This window comes from Corynebacterium afermentans subsp. lipophilum, from assembly GCF_030408375.1.
Lineage (GTDB): Bacteria > Actinomycetota > Actinomycetes > Mycobacteriales > Mycobacteriaceae > Corynebacterium > Corynebacterium lipophilum.
This window is the reverse complement of sequence record NZ_CP046530.1, coordinates 1132006-1148463: the sequence shown is the minus strand read 5'-3', so window position 1 is coordinate 1148463 and position 16458 is coordinate 1132006. Positions and strand designations below refer to the sequence as shown.

Below are 16458 nucleotides of genomic sequence, written 5' to 3'. Positions count from 1 at the left end.
TATTAAAGGGTAAGCATACGCAGCTGGTCAATAGTCACATGCGTAACACGCCGAAACTCTCAAGGAATACTTGAGGGTTTTACTCCTCTTCGGGGGTGCCCTCCCCTAAATCCGAGTCCTCCACGCCGAGGCTGCGCATCAACGCCTCGAAATCGGCGTCCGCTTGGGCGTCGCCGCTGGCGGATGCGGGCTCATCGGTGAAGCCCTCAACTTCGATCTCCGCCTGCAGGTAGCGCTCGGCATCCTCCTGCGACAAAAATACTGAAGCCTGGGTGGCGACCGTGTCGTCGACAGTCAGCTCCATGTCCAACTCGCTGGCTAGAAGCAGCGCATCCGAGGCACGCAGATCAATCTCGGTGCCGCCGTAGAGCGTCAGTGTGGCCATGAACGTGCCGTCGACGTAGCTGGACAGCTCGAGCGCCTCGGCACCGCTAGTAGACGTTCGGATGATCTCGGCCATCGCGTCGACGGGACGCGGGCGGTTCGGGGCCCACCCGTCCAGGCGGGCTGCCAGCTCAGCGCCCTCCATCGGCGGCAGCCACACGGGGATGCACCGCCCGTTCGTGGGACGCTGGAGTAACGCGCACAGAAAATCTTCCGGGCCGACCGGGAACACCCCGATGAGGTTGACGGCCTCCATTAGCTCCCCAGCTGCTTGCGCAGCTCGTTTTTCACCAGCGACGCGTGCAGGGACACCACCAGCGCGGACATCTGCTGGCCGATCTCCTCAGCCTTCTGCTTCGCGGTGACCTTGCCTGATTTGGACACCGGCTCCGCGACCTGGTTAATCATGTCTGCCTGGCGGGCAGCCGCCGTGCGCAGCGTTTTCAGGTGGCGGGCGTCGAAGCCGAACTCGGACAGCGACAGCGCGGTGGTGACGGTGCGAACGTCGTCGGCCGTGAACAGCCCGGCAGCATCCGGGGTGATCAGGCCGACCTTGATGTACTCCTCCACGGTGGACGGATCGGCCTGGGCCTGCTCCGCCACGTCCGTGTCGGTCAGCTGCGTCGCAGCCGGCGCACGGAAGTTCTCCGGGGAGATCATCGGCTCGGACTCGCCCGCGGAAAGGATCGCGGTGACGTGACCCGAATCCATCGCCTCGAGTTGTTCGCGGATGACCTTCAGCGGCAGGTAGTTGTCTCGCTGCGTGACCAGGATGTAGCGCAAACGCTCCACGTCTTCCTCGGTGAAGCGGCGGTAGCCGGAGGCGGTGCGCTGCGGCGTGATGAGCCCTTCGGACTCGAGGAAGCGGATCTTGGAGACGGTCACGTCCGGAAACTCGGTGCGCAGACGTTCAAGTACCACGCCGATGGACATCGTCTTCGCGGTCTTGGTTGCCTTGGCGGCCTTTGCCGGCTTCGCGGGGGTAGCGGCAGGTGCCGTCTGACGGATTGCGCTCACGTGATCGAACTCTTCTCTAACTAGTTGCCGGCGGTGATGAAGACCAGACGGAATTTACCAATCTGGATTTCGTCGCCGTTGGTCAGCTCCTGGGAGTTGCGCGGCTCGCGGTTGACGTAAGTGCCGTTGAGCGAGCCCACGTCCACGACTTCGTAGCCGCCGTCGTTGCGGCGGAACTCTGCGTGACGACGAGACACGGTCACGTCGTCGAGGAAGATGTCCGCCTCCGGGTGGCGGCCTGCGGTGGTGGAATCCTGGTCCAGCAGGAAGCGCGCACCGGCGTTCGGGCCGCGCTTGACTACAAGGAGCGCCTCCCCATCCGACAGCTGGTCCGCACCGGCGGCGGTGTCCGCAGACGTCGCAGCTCCGGACTCCATCTCCTTGAGCAGGTCTGCGCGGAATACCGAGGTGGTTTCGACCTGGTTCTGCGGCGTGTTGTCGCTCATGGGTAACTCCTGACTTTCGAGTCGTGGTTGAGATCTCTCGCCATAATAGCGTCCGGCCCGCCCGAAGGGGCGGCTACCGGAGAATGCCTAGCGGAAAATGTTGCCGATTCCGGAAATCACGGAGTTGCCGGAACCCGCCAACGGGTTATCGGAGACCATGTATGTCCACGTCGCGCTCGGACGCTTCCACCCTGCATCCGCCAGGTGCGCGCCGTCGGCGTCGATGTCCACCGAGTTGAATGTTTCCACCGCCGCGGCGACCGCGCGGTTAGCCAAGTCCTTGAACTCGCGCACGGCGATGCGGTGGTATTCGTCGATCGGCGTTTCGCGGGCGATGGCGCGCAGGTGGATGGACTCGCGGACGTCGTCCATCAGGGCCAAGTGCTCGGACCACTCCGCGTCCAGGTGGAACAGCATGATCTCCCGCGCTGCCTGCTCGAGCACGTCCTGTGGCAGGTGCGAAAGCTCGGCGGCGCGTTGCGGGGAACGCTCCGACAGCTCGCGCCAGGCGGTGTCGGTGTCCAGCAGGGCGGCGCGGCGCTCGTCCAGGATGTCGCGGTGGTCCGCCAACAGCTTGTTGTACTTCCAGGTCTGCGAGTGGATCTCCAGCAGCTGGCCTTCGGTGACGCGCTGGCAGTGCTCGATGAAGTGCTGCGCGCGGTTGCCCGTGATGCGGCCGTCCGGTTCCGGCTGGGCGGAAAACTGCTCGCCGTCGCCGCCGGAGGTGACAATGTCGTCGTCGAGGGAGACGAAGAAGACGCTCAATCCGGGATCGCCCTGGCGGCCGGCGCGGCCGCGCAGCTGGTTGTCCAGGCGGGCGGTGCGGTGCCGCGCGGTGCCGATGACGGCCAGGCCGCCGAGGGAGGCAACCTTGTCGCGGTCGCGCTCATCTGCGCCGCCCAGGCGGATATCGGTGCCGCGGCCCGCCATCTGCGTGGAGACGGTCACCCGTCCCACGTCGCCGGCCTCCGCGACAATGCGGGCTTCTTCCGCGTCGTTTTTCGCGTTGAGCACGTTGACCGCGATGCCGCGGGCCTCCAATGCCTCCGCCAACGCCTCGGACTCCGCCACATCGTGGGTTCCCACGAGTACCGGCTGGCCGGTGAAGTTGATGCGCGCGATCTCGTCGACGATCGCAGAGTTCTTCTCCTCCATCGTCGCGTAGATCCGGTCGGCTTCGTCGAAACGCTGCAGCTCGTTGGCGCGGTCAATCACAGACACGTGCAGGCCGTAGAAGCTGCGCAGCTGGTCGGTCGCCTCCACGGCGGTGCCGGTCATGCCGCACACCAGCGGGTAGCGGCGCATAAGCGCCTGCAGGGTGATGGAGTCCAGGATGCGCCCGCCTTCGGACACGTCCAGCCCCTCCTTGGATTCCACCGCGGCCTGCAGGCCGTCAGGCCAGCGCTGCAGCTCCGCCACACGGCCGCGGGAGGCGTCCACGAGCGCGACCTTGCCGTCGTCGACGATGTAGTGCACGTCCCGGATCAGCAGCGCCTTCGCGTGCAGCGCCAGGTTCACGCGAACGAGAGTGGTGCCGATGTGCTCGTCGGAGTACAGCGAGTCAATCCCCAGCAGGCGCTCCACCTTCTTCGCCCCGTCATCGGTGAGGAAGGCGTTTCGCCCGTCTGCGTCGATGGTGTAGTCGTTTTCTTCATCCAGGTGGGAGACGGCCTCGGTGATCTGGCCGGTGGCCTGCTTCGATCCTTCCGAACCGGCGAGGACGAGCGGCACGAGTGCTTCGTCCACAAGCACGCTGTCGGCCTCGTCGACGAGCGCGACGTCTGCAGGCGGCTGCACGGTCTGCTCGCGGGAGGTGATCTGGTTGTCGCGCAAGTGGTCGAAGCCGATTTCGGTCACCGGCGCGTAGATCACGTCGCTGCGGTACGCCGTGACGCGCTCTTTGCGTGTCGACGACTCCGTGACCGCCGCCACCGTCAACCCGAAGAACTCCACGAGCGGGCGCATCCACTCCGCATCTCGCGCGGCCAGGTAGTTATTCACCGTGATCAGATGGACGCGCTTGCCCTGCAGCGCGAACCCGGTGGCGGCCATCGCGCCGACGAGCGTTTTGCCCTCGCCGGTGGCCATCTGGATCACGTCGCCCTCTAAAAGGCGCAGCACGGCCTGATTCTGCACCTCGAACGGCGTCATGCCCAGGGTGCGCTGGGAGGCGACGGACAGCCCGGCGAGAAAGCGCGGCTTGTCGGCGATGGCCCCGTCGCGCACGGTGGAGGCGACTGCGGAGGCGAGCGAAGCATCGTCGAGAAGCGAAAGCTCCTCGATTAACCCGTGCGCGTTGGCGACAACGGCTTTCGACTTCTTGTTGTTGCGCTCCGTGGTGGAGCCCATGGCCTTCCAGAACCAGTCAAACTTGCCCATAAGGGCTAAGAATAACGCCAACGTGCCAAACAGTTGGTGCGACGATTAGTCTTGCAGCGAAAGTAACCGTTGCGTTGAACCGCCGAGCCGCAGGAGGAAACGGCTACCCATGCTGTCTATGAACGTGAAAGTCCCGTCGTCCAAGGGCCACATGATGGCTGCGACCATCGACCGCCCCGACGGACCCGCGCAGGCCTACGCCATTTTCGCCCACTGCTTCGCCGGCTCCCGCCACACGCCCGGTGCATCCCGCATTGCCAAGCGGCTCACCGAGCACGGCATTGCCACCCTGCGCTTCGACTTCCCGGGCCTGGGCCAGTCCGAGGGCGAGTTCCAGGACACCTCGTTTTCCGAGAACGTGGACGACATCGTCGCCGCTGCCCTGTGGCTCGAGGAGAACTACAAGGCCCCGCAGCTGCTCATGGGCCACTCGCTCGGCGGCGCCGCCACTCTGAAGGCCGCCACCCGCCCCGAGCTGAAGAAGGTGATCAAGGCTGTGGCCACCGTCGGCGCGCCGTTCGACCCGGCACACTCCGTGCTGCACTACGCCCACGCCATCGGTGAGGCTGATGCGAATGGCTCCGTCGGCGTGGTGCTCGGCGGACGGGAGCTGACCATCTCGCGCGAGTTCCTCGAGGATCTGGCTGAGACCAACCCGGAGGAGTACCTGCCGAAGCTGCGCAAGCCCTTGCTTGTCGTGCACTCGCCTATCGACGTCACCGTCGGCATCGACAACGCCCAGAACATTTTCTCCCTGGCCCGCTACCCCAAGTCCCTGATGGCGCTGGACAAAGCGGACCACCTGCTGACCCGCCAGGGCACCGCGCAGCGCGCCGCAGACATCATCGGCTCCTGGGTGCAGCAATACATCCAGCCGCTGTTCGTCCCCGCGAAGACCACGGACACCAACGCCGTGTCCTACTCCGCGCGCGGCACGAAGTACGGCGACGTGGTGCGCACCTCCGACCGCGCGATCACCACCGACCGTTCCAAGAACACCGGCGGCAAGGGCCAGGGTGTCACCTCCACCGGCCTGTACATGTCCGCGCTCGCCGTCAGCTGCTCGCAGGCGGTGCGCGAGGCGGCCAAGGGCATGCAGCTTGACGACGTCCGCGTGGAAGTCAACCACAACGGCGACGGCACCTTCACCCGCCTGATCACCCTCTACGGCGACCTGACGGACGACGAGGTGGAGACCCTGCGCGCCGCTGGCGCCTCCTCCACCGTGGACGGCTACGTGGCCAAGGGCGAGATCGAAACGACCGCGGAGACCGCCTCGCTTGAGCGCCGACGCCGCCAGAACAAGCTCCACCGCGCGGAGCGCCTGGGCAAGTAATGGCTGAATCCGGGTTGTGGGCGGACGTGCGGGGGTTGTGCCCCTGCGGGCAGGGCCTGCCGTACGAGGCGTGCTGCGGGCGCTACATCGACGGTTCCTCTGCGGCGCCCACCGCTGAAGCTCTGATGCGATCGCGCTACACCGCCTACGTGCGCGGCGCGGGCTCCTATGTCGCGGAGACTTGGGCCGATGAGACGCGGCCGGCGGATCTGGCCGTGGACCCGTCCGGCGAGCCGTTCACCCGCCTGGAAATGCTGGGCACCGCCGGCGGCGGGCCCTTCGACGCCGAGGGCGCAGTCGAGTTCGCTGCCCACCACCCCGGCGGTGTCATGCGGGAACGCTCCCGCTTCGAGCGCCGCGCCGGGCGCTGGGTCTACGTCGACGGCGTGGTCCGCTAACCCTTGGGTGTCAGCGGTGACTGTCTGGTGACCTGCCGGTTTTGGGTCCGTATGACAGTGCTGTAATATTTGCGCAGTTACGGTTTCAGCCTCGCGCTGAGCAGTAGCGGATCGGGCTGTGGCGCAGTTTGGTAGCGCACCACACTGGGGGTGTGGGGGTCGCAGGTTCAAATCCTGTCAGTCCGACAAAGTTTTTCTGGGGGTTCGGGGGGTTCTCTTTCGGCGACGTTGCTAGTCGACAGGTGCCACGCGGATCTGGTTGCCGTCTGGATCGGCAACCACAAAGGTCGTTCCGAACACGTCCTGGTGGGGTTCTTTAATGACGTCAACCCCCTTGTCAGACCAGGCCTGGAACACGTCCATGACTTCGTCTCGGTTGACGTTGAGGCACACTTCCGTGGTGCGTGCCGTGGCGCTGGCAAGTGCCTCCGAATTTCCGGTCCACAGTGCGAGAGCAACACCGTCCGCCAAAGCGAACGTCACATAGCGGGGTGAAACAAAGTCGGTTTCCAGCTCCAGGAGGCCTGAGTAAAACTCGACCGATCTATCAATGTCGGTCGCGTAAACGATGAAGACAATTTCGCGGTTCACCTGGGTACCTCTCCTTCTCGACATTTTAGGGCCTCCCAGGTTACGTAAGCTGCTTCGACGGTGATTAGGTCTCGCTCACCCCATCCACCAACTACTCAAATATGGCAGAATATAGCTATGAATACGTCAAAGGTGAGTAGCCGAAGAACCCCTCGCGCGGTCGAAGGTGGGCTTATCGAGATCGGCGAAGATCTGCAGCGCTGGCGCCGCCTCAACCGTCTCACGATCGAGCAGGCTGCGTACCGCGCCGACGTGAGTGTGTCCACGTTGCGCCGCTTAGAGCAAGGCCACGGCGCAACACTGGAAAACTTCCTCCGAGTGTGCCGTGCGTTTCAACTGCTTGACCGGGTGAGAGACGCGGTTGATCCGATGGAGCATGATCGCGGTCGGGCTTTGATTGAGCAGATGATTTAGCGATGGCACCCACGTCTATACGCATCTGGACGGAGGTCGAAGACCGCAAGCTCTCTGTCGCAACCTATTTTCCGTACCAGCACGGTGGGACGCTCGAGTACGAAAAGGAGTGGATACAACTTCCAGGCGCGTACACGATCAGCCCTGCGCTTCCCCTTCACGGCGGAAAGCAACCTCTCGTCTCTGATCGCGGGCATCTGCCGACCGCTCTTTCTGATTCTGCTCCAGATCGCTGGGGGCGAATGCTCATTCAAAAGCAGTTTGCGCGGCGGGGTGAACAGCCGACAGAAGTCGACTACCTCCTCGGTGTTGATGATCGCCTTCGCCTAGGAGCGTTGCGTTTCGAAGTGAACGGGGTGACCCAATCGCCAAGCAGCCGGGTGCCCAAACTTGTGAACCTCGCTGACATTGAGCGTGCCTCGCGCGCCGTTGAGGAGGGCGATGATGCAGTGGATGCCCTGAGACGCATCGCCGTTGCCGGATCCTCTCTGGGTGGCGCCCGCCCGAAAGCCACAGTCATTGATGACGAAGGCAAACTGATGATGGCGAAGTTCTCCTCATCCGCAGACACTATCGACGCGGTTGCCTGGGAAAAGGTTTGTTTGGATATCGCAGAACTTGCGGGCATCTCCACACCGAGTTCGAGACTTTTGGAGATTAACGGGCGGTCCGTATTGCTTCTGGAAAGGTTCGACCGAGCCTACGGTGAGGATGGAAACGAAGCCCGTATCCCCTACATGTCCGCAATGACTCTGCTCAATCGTACGGACGGCGACCGTGCATCCATGGTCGAGATCGCCGAGGAGCTTCGGCTGCTGAGCATCAATGGCGATTCCGCGGCTGAGCTTTTCAACAGGACAGCGATCAACCTGCTGGTGGGCAACACCGATAACCACCTGCGAAACCACGGATTCATTCGCGTAGATGGCGCGTGGCGGCTCTCCCCCGTTTTCGATATCACGCCCGCCGCCACCAAAACCAATTTTGCCACTTCCGTGGACGTAGTCGGCGACGATTCAGTAGACACACTCATGGGGGCCGCGGGCTGGTTTGACCTCAACGACACTCAAGCCATCGAACGACTCAGCCGCGCAGTCGACGCAGTGAAACAATGGAAAGAGCTCGCACGCAGAAACCAAATCGCCGTCGCCGAGGACAAACAGGTTGCGCCCAGTTTTGACGGAGGGCATCTGCAGCGAGCTCAAGTGCTTATCCGCGAGCACCGCGCTTAGGACACGATCTTGCCGCTCGCGTCGTACTTGTAGAAGCCCTGCCCAGCTTCCAGGCCGGTCCTGCCTTCTGCGACCATCGGCTTCAGCGTCGTCTCAACGAAGTCCTTCTGCCACTGCGGGGCGTTCTCATTGGACTCGATCACGGCGACCAAGGTGCGCACGCCGACGAGGTCCATGATCTCAATCGGCCCGCGCGGGGAGCCGGTGGAGTTGCACCAGTCGCGGTCGATGTCGACGGGGTCAGCGATGTCGTGGTGCAGCAGGTACATGCCGGCACTGAGCAGCGGCACCAGCAGGGTGTTCAGCACGTAGCCGGGCTGCTCACGCTTGAGCGGGACCGGCACCATGTTGATCTGCTCCGCAAACTCCACGAGCTGATCCACATACTTCGGGTCGGTGCCCTCGTGCGGCATGATCTCGGCGGTGTTCTGAATCCAGATGTGGTTGGCAAAGTGCAGTGCCAAGAAGCGCTCCGGCGCACCCGTCGCGTCCGCGAACTTGCTCGGCATGAGGGTCGACGTGTTGGTGGCAAAGACGGTGGTCTCCGGGGCGTACTGCCCCACTTCGGCCCAGACCTTGCGCTTGAGCTCGAGGTTCTCCGGGACCGCCTCGATGACCAGGTCCGCGTTCGCTAGCGCTTCCTTAAGGTCCGAGGTCTGGGTGAGGTTTTCGTGCGCCGCCGCAATGGTTTCGTCGTTAGCGGACTCGAGCTCCGCCTTCATTTGCTCACCGATGGCGTCGAAACGCTGTTTGCCGGCCGCGAGGGCCTCGTCGTTAATGTCGTAGGACACTACCTTCTTGCCCGCGAACGCGGAGCAAAAAGCGATCTGCGCGCCCAGGACACCTGCACCAAGTACGGTTACGCTATTGAATGTCATACCAGTCACGTTATTCCTGCTGATGTGACTTCGGCAGCAGTTCTCTTGTGAAGTTTTACGCAAGGGACGCCCGGTCCACCGCCACAAGACCAGTCGCTGACCGCCGGCCCAGCTCCACGTAGTACGCCGCGTGCCTCAACCGCGCCTCAAAAGTGTCCGGCTCGAGCGTTCGCTTCACCTTCGCGGGCACGCCGGCGGCAAGAGAGAACTCCGGCAACTGCTGTCCTTCGAGCACCACTGCCCCGCCACCGACGATGCTGCCCTTGCCCACGCGCGAGCGCGACAGCACCGTCGCGCTCATGCCGATCAGGCACCCGGGTTCGATGTGGCAGCCGTGCACCATAGCCAGGTGCCCAATGGTCACGTCGTCTTCCAGCACCGTCTGACCGTCCGTGTCCACATGCAGCACGGAGCCGTCTTGGACGTTGACGCGGTTGCCAATGCGGATCGTGCCCACGTCGCCGCGGATGACCACGCCGGGCCAGATGTTCGCGTCTTCACCGATGCTCACGTCGCCGATAATGGTGGCCTCATCGGCGACAAACGCCGAAGGGTGGATCCGCGGGGTTTTACCTTCAAAGCTGTAGATCATGCGCACCATTGTGCCTGTCCGCCAAAGCGACGGCAGCAGGTTTTCAGCACACCACGCGCAGGGTGCCCGGCATCACGTCGAAGGTGACAGCGCTGACGGCACCGGCGGCATCGCCGTCTAGCTCGAGCTGCTCGGGCTCCGAAAACTCGAGCGTGATCCGGCGGCCCTCGAGGTACTCCATGGTCGGCGGCAACGACGCTGGCGGCCGCGGCTGCGCCTCGCTGGGCAAAAGCGCATTGATGCCGCCGCGGACGGTGTCCAGCGCGAGCTTGCCACCGATGCCCGCCCAGTCGGCCACATCTTCGGCACGCAGTACCACGGCGTCGAGGACCCCGTCGTCAGGCAGCGCGTCCGGCAACAGCGGGATCCCGCCCACCAGGTCGCTGCAGTTGCCGACGATGCAGGTGTGCAAGGAGGTGGTAACCGTGGGATCGCCGTCAAGTGTGATGTCCACGTCTACGCTATTGCCGCCGCCGAGCGATTGGAACACGGCCGGAACGTACGCGAGCGGCCCGACCGCGGCCTTGAGGCTGTCGCGGGTGCGGTGGATCATGCCCGCATCCACGCCGACACCGGCCATGACGGCGAAGCCGGAGTGCTCAGTGCGGCCGTCGGGGTAGACCATCTCGGCGCGGCAGAGGTCGATGAGCCGGTCGGTGCCGGAAAACGCCCGGTGCACCGCCGCTTCCAGCACAAGCGGCACCCCGAGGTTGCGCGCGAGCATGTTGCCTGTGCCCGCCGGCACGATCGCCATAGGAGTTTTGGAACCGGACACGGCCAGCGCGACCATGCGCACCGTGCCGTCGCCACCAGCGGCGATGATCAAGTCGGCGCCGTGCTCGAGCGCGCGGACGGCCTGGGAAAACCCGGGCCCTTCCGCGGTCGTTGCCGCCCACTCGATATCCGCACCCTCCCAGGCGTAGCGCTCCACGGCGCGGCGCAGCCGACCCAGGTGGACTTTCACGGGGTTGAACACCACTGTCACCCGGGAACTAGACGCGACATTCACGCGACTCATCGTAGCTGTGCCGGGGCACAATCGCGTCGCACCGCGCGGCTACGACAACCCGACGCCGAAAAATTCCAGCAGCGTGCGGGTTGCAAACCCCTCCGACACCAGGCCGGTCTTGTCGGAAGCGCCGCCGGGCCACACGTGCGGCCCGCCCTCAATGCGGTAGTGCGACAGCGCAGCATCGCAGTCCTCCCAGCTCAGCTTCGTCACCGTGGGCGACAGCGCAACGTCTTCCCTACGGCCCGCGCAGTGGTTGCGCACCGCCGCCTCCTCGAGCATCTCGGGCGTGGAGTTGTACACCGTCTCATGGCGCTCGCCGCCGTCGTAGGAGATGATCGGGTCGGCGGTTCCGTGGATGTCCACGTGCTTCATCGGGATACTGGAGCACCCGGCGGAAACGCGCTGGTAAAACGCGCCGGCCACGGTGGCCACGCCGCTGAACTCCTGCGGTCGCTGGCAGCCCACAAACGCCGCAAACCCGCCGCCGTTGGAAAAACCGGCGGCGAAAATGCGGGTGCGGTCGATGGAGTATTCGCCCTCCACCTGATTGAGCACATCGTCGACGAACGCGAGGTCCTGCTCTCCGGCCGTTTCCGCGTACGGGGCAGGCGCCCAGGCTTTGCCCACTCCGTCCATGAACGCCACAATGGCATCAGATTTGTCCAGCTGCGAGTGCTGGCGGATCCGCTCCGCGTCCTCCTTGTAGCCGTGGAACACCAGGATCAGCGGAAGCCTGTCGCGCTGCTTCGCGCCCCTCGGCACCGACAGGATGTAATCGCGCTTGAGCCCGGCAGAGGTGATCTGCCTGCGCTCTATCGCCGGATCGGACCACGGCTCCACCTCACGCACGACGTCCTGGGGAGGATCCGGCTCCGTGGTTATCGCAGTACGCAGCCGTGCCGTATCCCCCGCGCACCCTGCGACGCTAAAACAGGTGACGGCCAAGCCGATGGCGGCCGCGGCGCGGGTCATGGGGCGGAGAAACACGCAAGGTAGATTAGACCATCGTGCACGCGAGCAGAACACAGCCAGGCCCCAGCAGGAAAGCCGGCCCCACGTTCAGAAACTCCGCACACCGCAGCGGCGCCGCCGAAGCGTTCACCCGCGACGCAACACGCTACGACGCCGCCCGCCCCACCTACCCCGACGCGCTAAGTAAGCTCGTCGGCCCCGGCACTGTCTGCGACATAGGCGCAGGTACCGGCAAGTTCACACAGTTGCTTTGCGACGATTCACGTTCCGTGCTCGCCTGCGATCCCAGTGCAGACATGACCCGCGTGTTCCACGCGGTGCTTCCCCAAGTGCCCGTGTGGCGCGCGACCGCCGAAGCGACCGGCCTGGTCGATGACGCGGTCGACGCGTTGACGTGCGCGCAAACCTGGCACTGGGTGGATGTACACGCCGCTAGCGCCGAGGCCGACCGCGTGATCCGTCCCGGCGGGCGCCTCGTGCTGTGCTGGAACACCCTGGCCGTGCGCCACCCCTGGGTGCTGAGGCTCAGCCGCATCATGCATTCCGGAGACGTACAGCGCGAGGGCTTCTACCCGGAGGTCGCCTCCCCCTGGCAGCTGACAGACGAGCTGCGCCAGGAGTGGCTCCACCCCATCGCCGTCGAGGACTGCTTCGAACTCATGGCTACCCGCTCCTACTGGCTGAAAGCGAACGAGCGCACTCGCGCCAAGATGGAGGCGAACCTCGCCTGGTACCTCTACGAGCGCCTCGGCTTCGACACAGGCGACACCATCCCGCTGCCGTACCGCACCGACGCCTTCGTCTACGAGCGCGCCTAGCTGGCGCGGTTAAACTCCAGCCCGAAGAACTCAACTATCGCCTTGGTGGCGTCCACGCCGCGCCGGGCAGCCCACGGCCCTGTGGGCCACTCGTGGCCCATGCCCTCCACCGCAATCAGTTCGGCGCGGGCGCGGTCGCTGTTGCGGCGCTCAAACGCCGCCACCACGTCGGGTGCACCAAAAGTGGTGTCGTCTTCTCTCCCGCTGTACGGGGAGCGCTGCTCGCCGGCAAACGGCACCACGTCGTCGAAGGTGCCGTGAATGTTCAGGTAATCCAGCGGCTGCGCGCCCGCAGCTAGCTCGTCCGGGGTTGCACGCACGGCCGCTGCGACGGTGGCGACGCCAGCGAGGTCGAGGTCTGTCAGACTCAGGTGCACTGCCAGTCCCCCGCCGTTGGAAAAGCCGACCAGGTAGGTGTTGGTGGTGGCGAAGGTGGACCGGAGGTCGTCGATAAGCGCACGCACAAACGCCGCATCCTCATCGAAGGTGGTGCGGGCGTACGGCGCGGGCGACCAGGCAAGTCCCGCACCCGTTGGTGCGGCGACGATGGCGCGCGCCCGGTGCAGGCCCGTGCCGGCGAGGAAATCGCGGCCGTTGTCGCCCTTGCCGTGCAGGGCGACGATCACCGGCAGCGCGCCAGCGTGACCTGCGGGAACGCAGACGTGGTAGCTGCGCTCCACACCGCCAACCTCCAGCGTGCGCTGCCGCATAGACCTAGCCCTTCTTGCCGCGCCGCTCGCGCACGCGCACCGCAATGCGCACCGGTGTGCCGTGGTAGCCGAACTGCTCGCGGAACTTACGCTCCAGGTAACGGCGGTACCCGCCGTCGAGGAACCCAGTGGTAAACAGCACGATTGTCGGCGGACGGGTGCTGGCCATGGTGGCGAACAGCAGCTTGGGCAGGCGGTTGTTCTTCATCGGCGGCGGGTTCGCCGCGATCGCCTCGCGCAGCCAGTTGTTCAGCTGGCCGGTGGAGATGCGCTTATCCCAGTTCTCCAGCGCCTCCTTCATCGCCGGCTCCAGACGGTGGAGACCCCGGCCGGTGTCGGCGGAGATGTTTAGCTTGGTCACCCACTTGAGCTGGCCCATAGTCTCGTCGAATTCGCGGTCGAAGTCGTAGCGGCGGTCCTCGTCCATCAGGTCCCACTTGTTAAAGCAGATGACCATCGCCTTGCCTGCTTCTAACACCATGGAGATCACGCGCTGGTCCTGCTCAGAGATCTCCTCCGAGGCGTCGATGAGCACGACGCACACCTCAGCGGCCTCGATGGTGCCGCGGGTGCGGAGCGACGCGTAGTACTCGTGGCCCTGGGCGTTTTTGACCTTTTTGCGCAGGCCGGCGGTGTCGATGAAGGTCCACAGGTCCTTATCCAGCTGCACAAGCTCATCCACCGGGTCCACGGTGGTGCCGGCAACGTTGTCCACCACTGAGCGGTTGGACTTAGTCAGCTTGTTCAGCAGGCTGGACTTGCCCACGTTAGGCCGGCCCACCAGCGCGACGCGGCGCGGGCCGCCGGTGATGGATTCCTTCACGCGCGGTTCGGCCGGGAATAGGCGCATGATCTCGTCAAGCACATCCGCGCCGCCGCGGCCGTGCAGCGCGGAGACCGGCCACGGGTCGCCCAAGCCGAGCGCGTAGAACTCGGCCACGTCGCCCCACTGGCTGTCTGACTCGAACTTGTTCGCCACCAGGATCACGGGAACCTCGGAGCGCTGCAGGTTGCGGGCCATCACCGCGTCCGTCTCCGTGATCGCGGTTTTCGCGTCCACGACCATGACGATGACATCGGAGGTGGCCATCGCGGCCTCCGCCTGGCGGGCGATCGCGGCGTGGATGCCCTTCGCGTCCGGGTCCCAGCCGCCGGTGTCCTGCACCCAGAAGCGGCGCCCGCCCCAGTCCGTGATGTAGCTGACCCGGTCGCGCGTGACACCCGGGTGGTCCTCCACCACGGCCTCGCGGCGGCCGATGAAGCGGTTCACCAGCGAGGACTTGCCCACGTTCGGGCGGCCCACGATAGAAACCGTCGGCAGCGCCTCGGTGACCACGTCGGGCTGGGCGATGCCGTACTCCGCCTCGAGTTCGGCCCACTCCTCCTCGGTCAGCTCGTCGTCAGAGTCGTAGCCCTCGCCAAAGTCGGCCTCGCCGAACTCGGACTCGTCGATGCCGGCGTCCTCGAAGCCCTGCAGGTCCTCTTCCGCGTTGAAGTCCTTGTTCTCGTAGTACTCGGCGCTATCGGCGCCGACCACGTAGGCATCCATGTCGGTGTAGCCGGACCGGTCGATGCCGGGCTGGATGAACTGCGTTTCCGGCTCGAGGTGCTCGTCGTTGGAACTGGGGTTGTTGTTGCGCTCGCTCATCGTGCGCTCCTTTCCACGACCTCGGTCAGTGCCGTCAGGACCTCGTCCGGGGTCATCTCGGAGGTGTCCACAAGCACCGCGTCGTCCGCGGGCTTGAGCGGGCTGGTCGCGCGCGAGGAATCTGCCTCGTCGCGGCGTTGCACGTCCGCAAGCACCGCGTCGAAGTCCGCCTCGCGCCCCGCCGCAACGTCCTGGTCGTAGCGTCGCTTCGCGCGCACCTCTGCACTCGCCGTCATGAACACCTTCGCGGGTGCATCCGGCAACACGACGGTGCCGATGTCGCGGCCCTCCACGATCGCGCGCCCTGACTCGCGGGCGAGCTTGCGCTGCAGTTCCACCAGGTTCACGCGCACCTCGGGGATGGCGGAGACGGCGGAGACGTGCTTGGTCACCTCGGCGCCGCGGATTTCCGCCTTGACGTCCTCGCCGGCGAATAGCACCTCGGTGGAATCCGGGTCGTCGGAGACCTCCAACGGCAGGTCCGCGGTCGCCTCAATTACCTTCGCCGTGTCGGCTGGGTCAACTCCCGCGCGCAGCACAGCCAACGTGGCCACGCGGTACATCGCCCCGGTGTCCACGTACTTCGCGTCCAGGCGTTTCGCCAGCGCGCGGCACATGGTGGACTTGCCGGTGCCCGAGGGCCCGTCCACAGCCACAATGAGCCCGCCGTTTTCCGTGTTGGAGAGTGTGTCAGCCATTTACATCCCCACCGCCTTGTACAGCGACGCAAGCTCAGAAGAGTTCAGCGCGCGCATGGAACCCGGCTTCATGTCGCCGAGCTGTACCGTGTGGAACTTCGTGCGAACGAGTCGCTGCACCGGGAACCCGGCCTGTTTCAGCATGCGGCGCACAATGTGCTTGCGGCCTTCGTGCAGCTCCACGCGGACGATGGACTGGCCGTTGTGCACGTCCACGATTTGCGCGTAGTCCACCTTCGCCGGGCCGTCGTCAAGCTCGATGCCCTCCTTGAGCTGCTTGACCACCGCATTGTTGGCCTCGCCGAGCACCGTGGCCAAGTACGTCTTGGCCACCTCGTACTTCGGGTGGGTCAGGCGGTTGGCCATCTCGCCGTCGTTGGTGAGCAGCAGCAGGCCCTCGGTGTCCGCGTCGAGGCGGCCGACGTGGAACAGGCGCTGGCCGGACGCGGTGCGCTCCGCCAGGTAGGAACCCACCGAGACGCGGTCCATCTCGTCCTTCATAGTCGAGTGCACGCCGCGGGGCTTGTTGAAGACGAAGTACTCGTGCTCCTCGTTGACGTTGATGCGCGCGCCGTCGACGCGGATGATATCCACGTTCGGGTTCACGCGCATGCCCTGGCGCATCACGATTTCGCCGTTGACCTCGACGCGGCCCTGCTCGATCATCGCTTCTGCGTGTCGACGGGAAGCTACGCCCGCTTGCGCGAGCACCTTCTGCAGTCGAACGCCTTCAGCCGCGGCCTTCGCCGCTGCCGGGTCTTCGTCCCACCAGTTATCGTCCAGCGGGTTCGGTTGATTCTTCGCGGCGTTTTGGCGCCTCTTGTTCAGGCGGACATTCTGTTTCTTAGCCGGCTTGGCGTAGGAGATGTAGAACGTATCGTCCTTCCCACGCTTATCCGGTGTGCCATCTCGGCGAGCGGGTGGTGTCATGCC

At 65.0% G+C, this 16458-nt stretch carries 18 protein-coding genes and 1 tRNA gene; 6 read left to right on the top strand and 13 right to left on the bottom strand.

Annotated elements, in window-relative coordinates; translation table 11 throughout:
* Positions 1-79: 79 nt before the first annotated feature.
* The 4 genes from CAFEL_RS05500 to secA2 form a co-directional block, all read right to left on the bottom strand.
* Positions 80-640 carry a bifunctional nuclease domain-containing protein gene (locus CAFEL_RS05500; RefSeq protein WP_194559234.1) on the bottom strand — a complete coding sequence of 187 codons (561 nt, stop codon included), beginning with the start codon at positions 638-640 and terminating at the stop codon, positions 80-82.
* Complete coding sequence (ftsR, locus tag CAFEL_RS05495; RefSeq protein ID WP_377734526.1) at positions 640-1401, bottom strand: transcriptional regulator FtsR; 762 nt, start codon at positions 1399-1401, stop codon at positions 640-642. Before ftsR ends, CAFEL_RS05500 begins: the two co-directional genes overlap by 1 nt.
* A gap of 20 nt (positions 1402-1421) precedes the next feature.
* Positions 1422-1847, bottom strand: a complete 426-nt coding sequence (gene odhI / locus CAFEL_RS05490; RefSeq protein ID WP_034999061.1) for an oxoglutarate dehydrogenase inhibitor Odhl — start codon at positions 1845-1847, stop codon at positions 1422-1424.
* An 87-nt stretch (positions 1848-1934) separates the two neighbouring features.
* Positions 1935-4226 carry an accessory Sec system translocase SecA2 gene (secA2, locus tag CAFEL_RS05485; RefSeq protein WP_194559233.1) on the bottom strand — a complete coding sequence of 764 codons (2292 nt, stop codon included), beginning with the start codon at positions 4224-4226 and terminating at the stop codon, positions 1935-1937.
* 109 nt (positions 4227-4335) lie between these two features.
* Between secA2 and CAFEL_RS05480 the strand changes: the two genes are divergently transcribed.
* The 3 genes from CAFEL_RS05480 to CAFEL_RS05470 all read left to right on the top strand — a co-directional run bounded on the left by CAFEL_RS05480 (position 4336) and on the right by CAFEL_RS05470 (position 6146).
* Positions 4336-5562 carry a bifunctional alpha/beta hydrolase/OsmC family protein gene (locus CAFEL_RS05480; RefSeq protein WP_194559232.1) on the top strand — a complete coding sequence of 409 codons (1227 nt, stop codon included), beginning with the start codon at positions 4336-4338 and terminating at the stop codon, positions 5560-5562.
* On the top strand, positions 5562-5960 hold the full coding sequence (locus CAFEL_RS05475; protein ID WP_194559231.1) for a YchJ family protein: 399 nt from the start codon (positions 5562-5564) through the stop codon (positions 5958-5960). The genes CAFEL_RS05480 and CAFEL_RS05475 overlap by 1 nt, the downstream gene beginning before the upstream one ends.
* Before the next feature lie 112 nt (positions 5961-6072).
* A tRNA-Pro gene (locus tag CAFEL_RS05470) sits at positions 6073-6146 on the top strand.
* 45 nt (positions 6147-6191) lie between these two features.
* Here CAFEL_RS05470 and CAFEL_RS05465 read toward each other — a convergent pair.
* Positions 6192-6551: a VOC family protein gene (locus CAFEL_RS05465; protein ID WP_290172354.1), complete on the bottom strand. Its 360-nt coding sequence runs from the start codon at positions 6549-6551 to the stop codon at positions 6192-6194.
* Between the two features lie 117 nt (positions 6552-6668).
* On the opposite strand from CAFEL_RS05465, the gene CAFEL_RS05460 reads away from it, so the two are divergent.
* Positions 6669-6965 (top strand): helix-turn-helix domain-containing protein, encoded by a 297-nt coding sequence (locus CAFEL_RS05460; protein ID WP_194559229.1) that lies wholly within the window; start codon positions 6669-6671, stop codon positions 6963-6965.
* 2 nt (positions 6966-6967) lie between these two features.
* Positions 6968-8197 (top strand): type II toxin-antitoxin system HipA family toxin, encoded by a 1230-nt coding sequence (locus CAFEL_RS05455; protein ID WP_194559228.1) that lies wholly within the window; start codon positions 6968-6970, stop codon positions 8195-8197.
* On the opposite strand, the gene CAFEL_RS05450 is transcribed toward CAFEL_RS05455, so the two are convergent.
* The 4 genes from CAFEL_RS05450 to CAFEL_RS05435 are packed head-to-tail and all read right to left on the bottom strand — an operon-like array spanning position 8194 to position 11666.
* The gene (locus CAFEL_RS05450) at positions 8194-9075 is read right to left on the bottom strand and encodes a 3-hydroxyacyl-CoA dehydrogenase (protein ID WP_194559227.1); all 882 of its coding nucleotides are present in this window, start codon (positions 9073-9075) and stop codon (positions 8194-8196) included. The two genes, CAFEL_RS05455 and CAFEL_RS05450, sit on opposite strands and share 4 nt — an antisense overlap.
* Before the next feature lie 55 nt (positions 9076-9130).
* Complete coding sequence (locus tag CAFEL_RS05445) at positions 9131-9667, bottom strand: gamma carbonic anhydrase family protein (RefSeq protein ID WP_194559226.1); 537 nt, start codon at positions 9665-9667, stop codon at positions 9131-9133.
* Positions 9668-9710: 43 nt separating this feature from the next.
* Positions 9711-10676 carry a diacylglycerol/lipid kinase family protein gene (locus CAFEL_RS05440; RefSeq protein WP_194559225.1) on the bottom strand — a complete coding sequence of 322 codons (966 nt, stop codon included), beginning with the start codon at positions 10674-10676 and terminating at the stop codon, positions 9711-9713.
* 48 nt (positions 10677-10724) lie between these two features.
* Positions 10725-11666 (bottom strand): CE1 family esterase, encoded by a 942-nt coding sequence (locus tag CAFEL_RS05435; protein WP_194559224.1) that lies wholly within the window; start codon positions 11664-11666, stop codon positions 10725-10727.
* Between the two features lie 20 nt (positions 11667-11686).
* On the opposite strand from CAFEL_RS05435, the gene CAFEL_RS05430 reads away from it, so the two are divergent.
* A complete protein-coding gene (locus CAFEL_RS05430) occupies positions 11687-12469 on the top strand; it encodes a class I SAM-dependent methyltransferase (RefSeq protein WP_194559223.1) in 783 nt (260 codons plus the stop codon).
* On the opposite strand, the gene CAFEL_RS05425 is transcribed toward CAFEL_RS05430, so the two are convergent.
* The 4 genes from CAFEL_RS05425 to CAFEL_RS05410 are packed head-to-tail and all read right to left on the bottom strand — an operon-like array spanning position 12466 to position 16455.
* Positions 12466-13179, bottom strand: a complete 714-nt coding sequence (locus CAFEL_RS05425) for a CE1 family esterase (RefSeq protein ID WP_194559222.1) — start codon at positions 13177-13179, stop codon at positions 12466-12468. The two genes, CAFEL_RS05430 and CAFEL_RS05425, sit on opposite strands and share 4 nt — an antisense overlap.
* Positions 13180-13183: 4 nt before the next feature.
* A complete protein-coding gene (gene der, locus CAFEL_RS05420) occupies positions 13184-14827 on the bottom strand; it encodes a ribosome biogenesis GTPase Der (protein WP_228496161.1) in 1644 nt (547 codons plus the stop codon).
* Positions 14824-15525 (bottom strand): (d)CMP kinase, encoded by a 702-nt coding sequence (gene cmk / locus CAFEL_RS05415; RefSeq protein WP_194559221.1) that lies wholly within the window; start codon positions 15523-15525, stop codon positions 14824-14826. Before cmk ends, der begins: the two co-directional genes overlap by 4 nt.
* Positions 15526-16455: a pseudouridine synthase gene (locus tag CAFEL_RS05410; RefSeq protein WP_194559220.1), complete on the bottom strand. Its 930-nt coding sequence runs from the start codon at positions 16453-16455 to the stop codon at positions 15526-15528.
* Between the last annotated feature and the right edge of the window lie 3 nt (positions 16456-16458).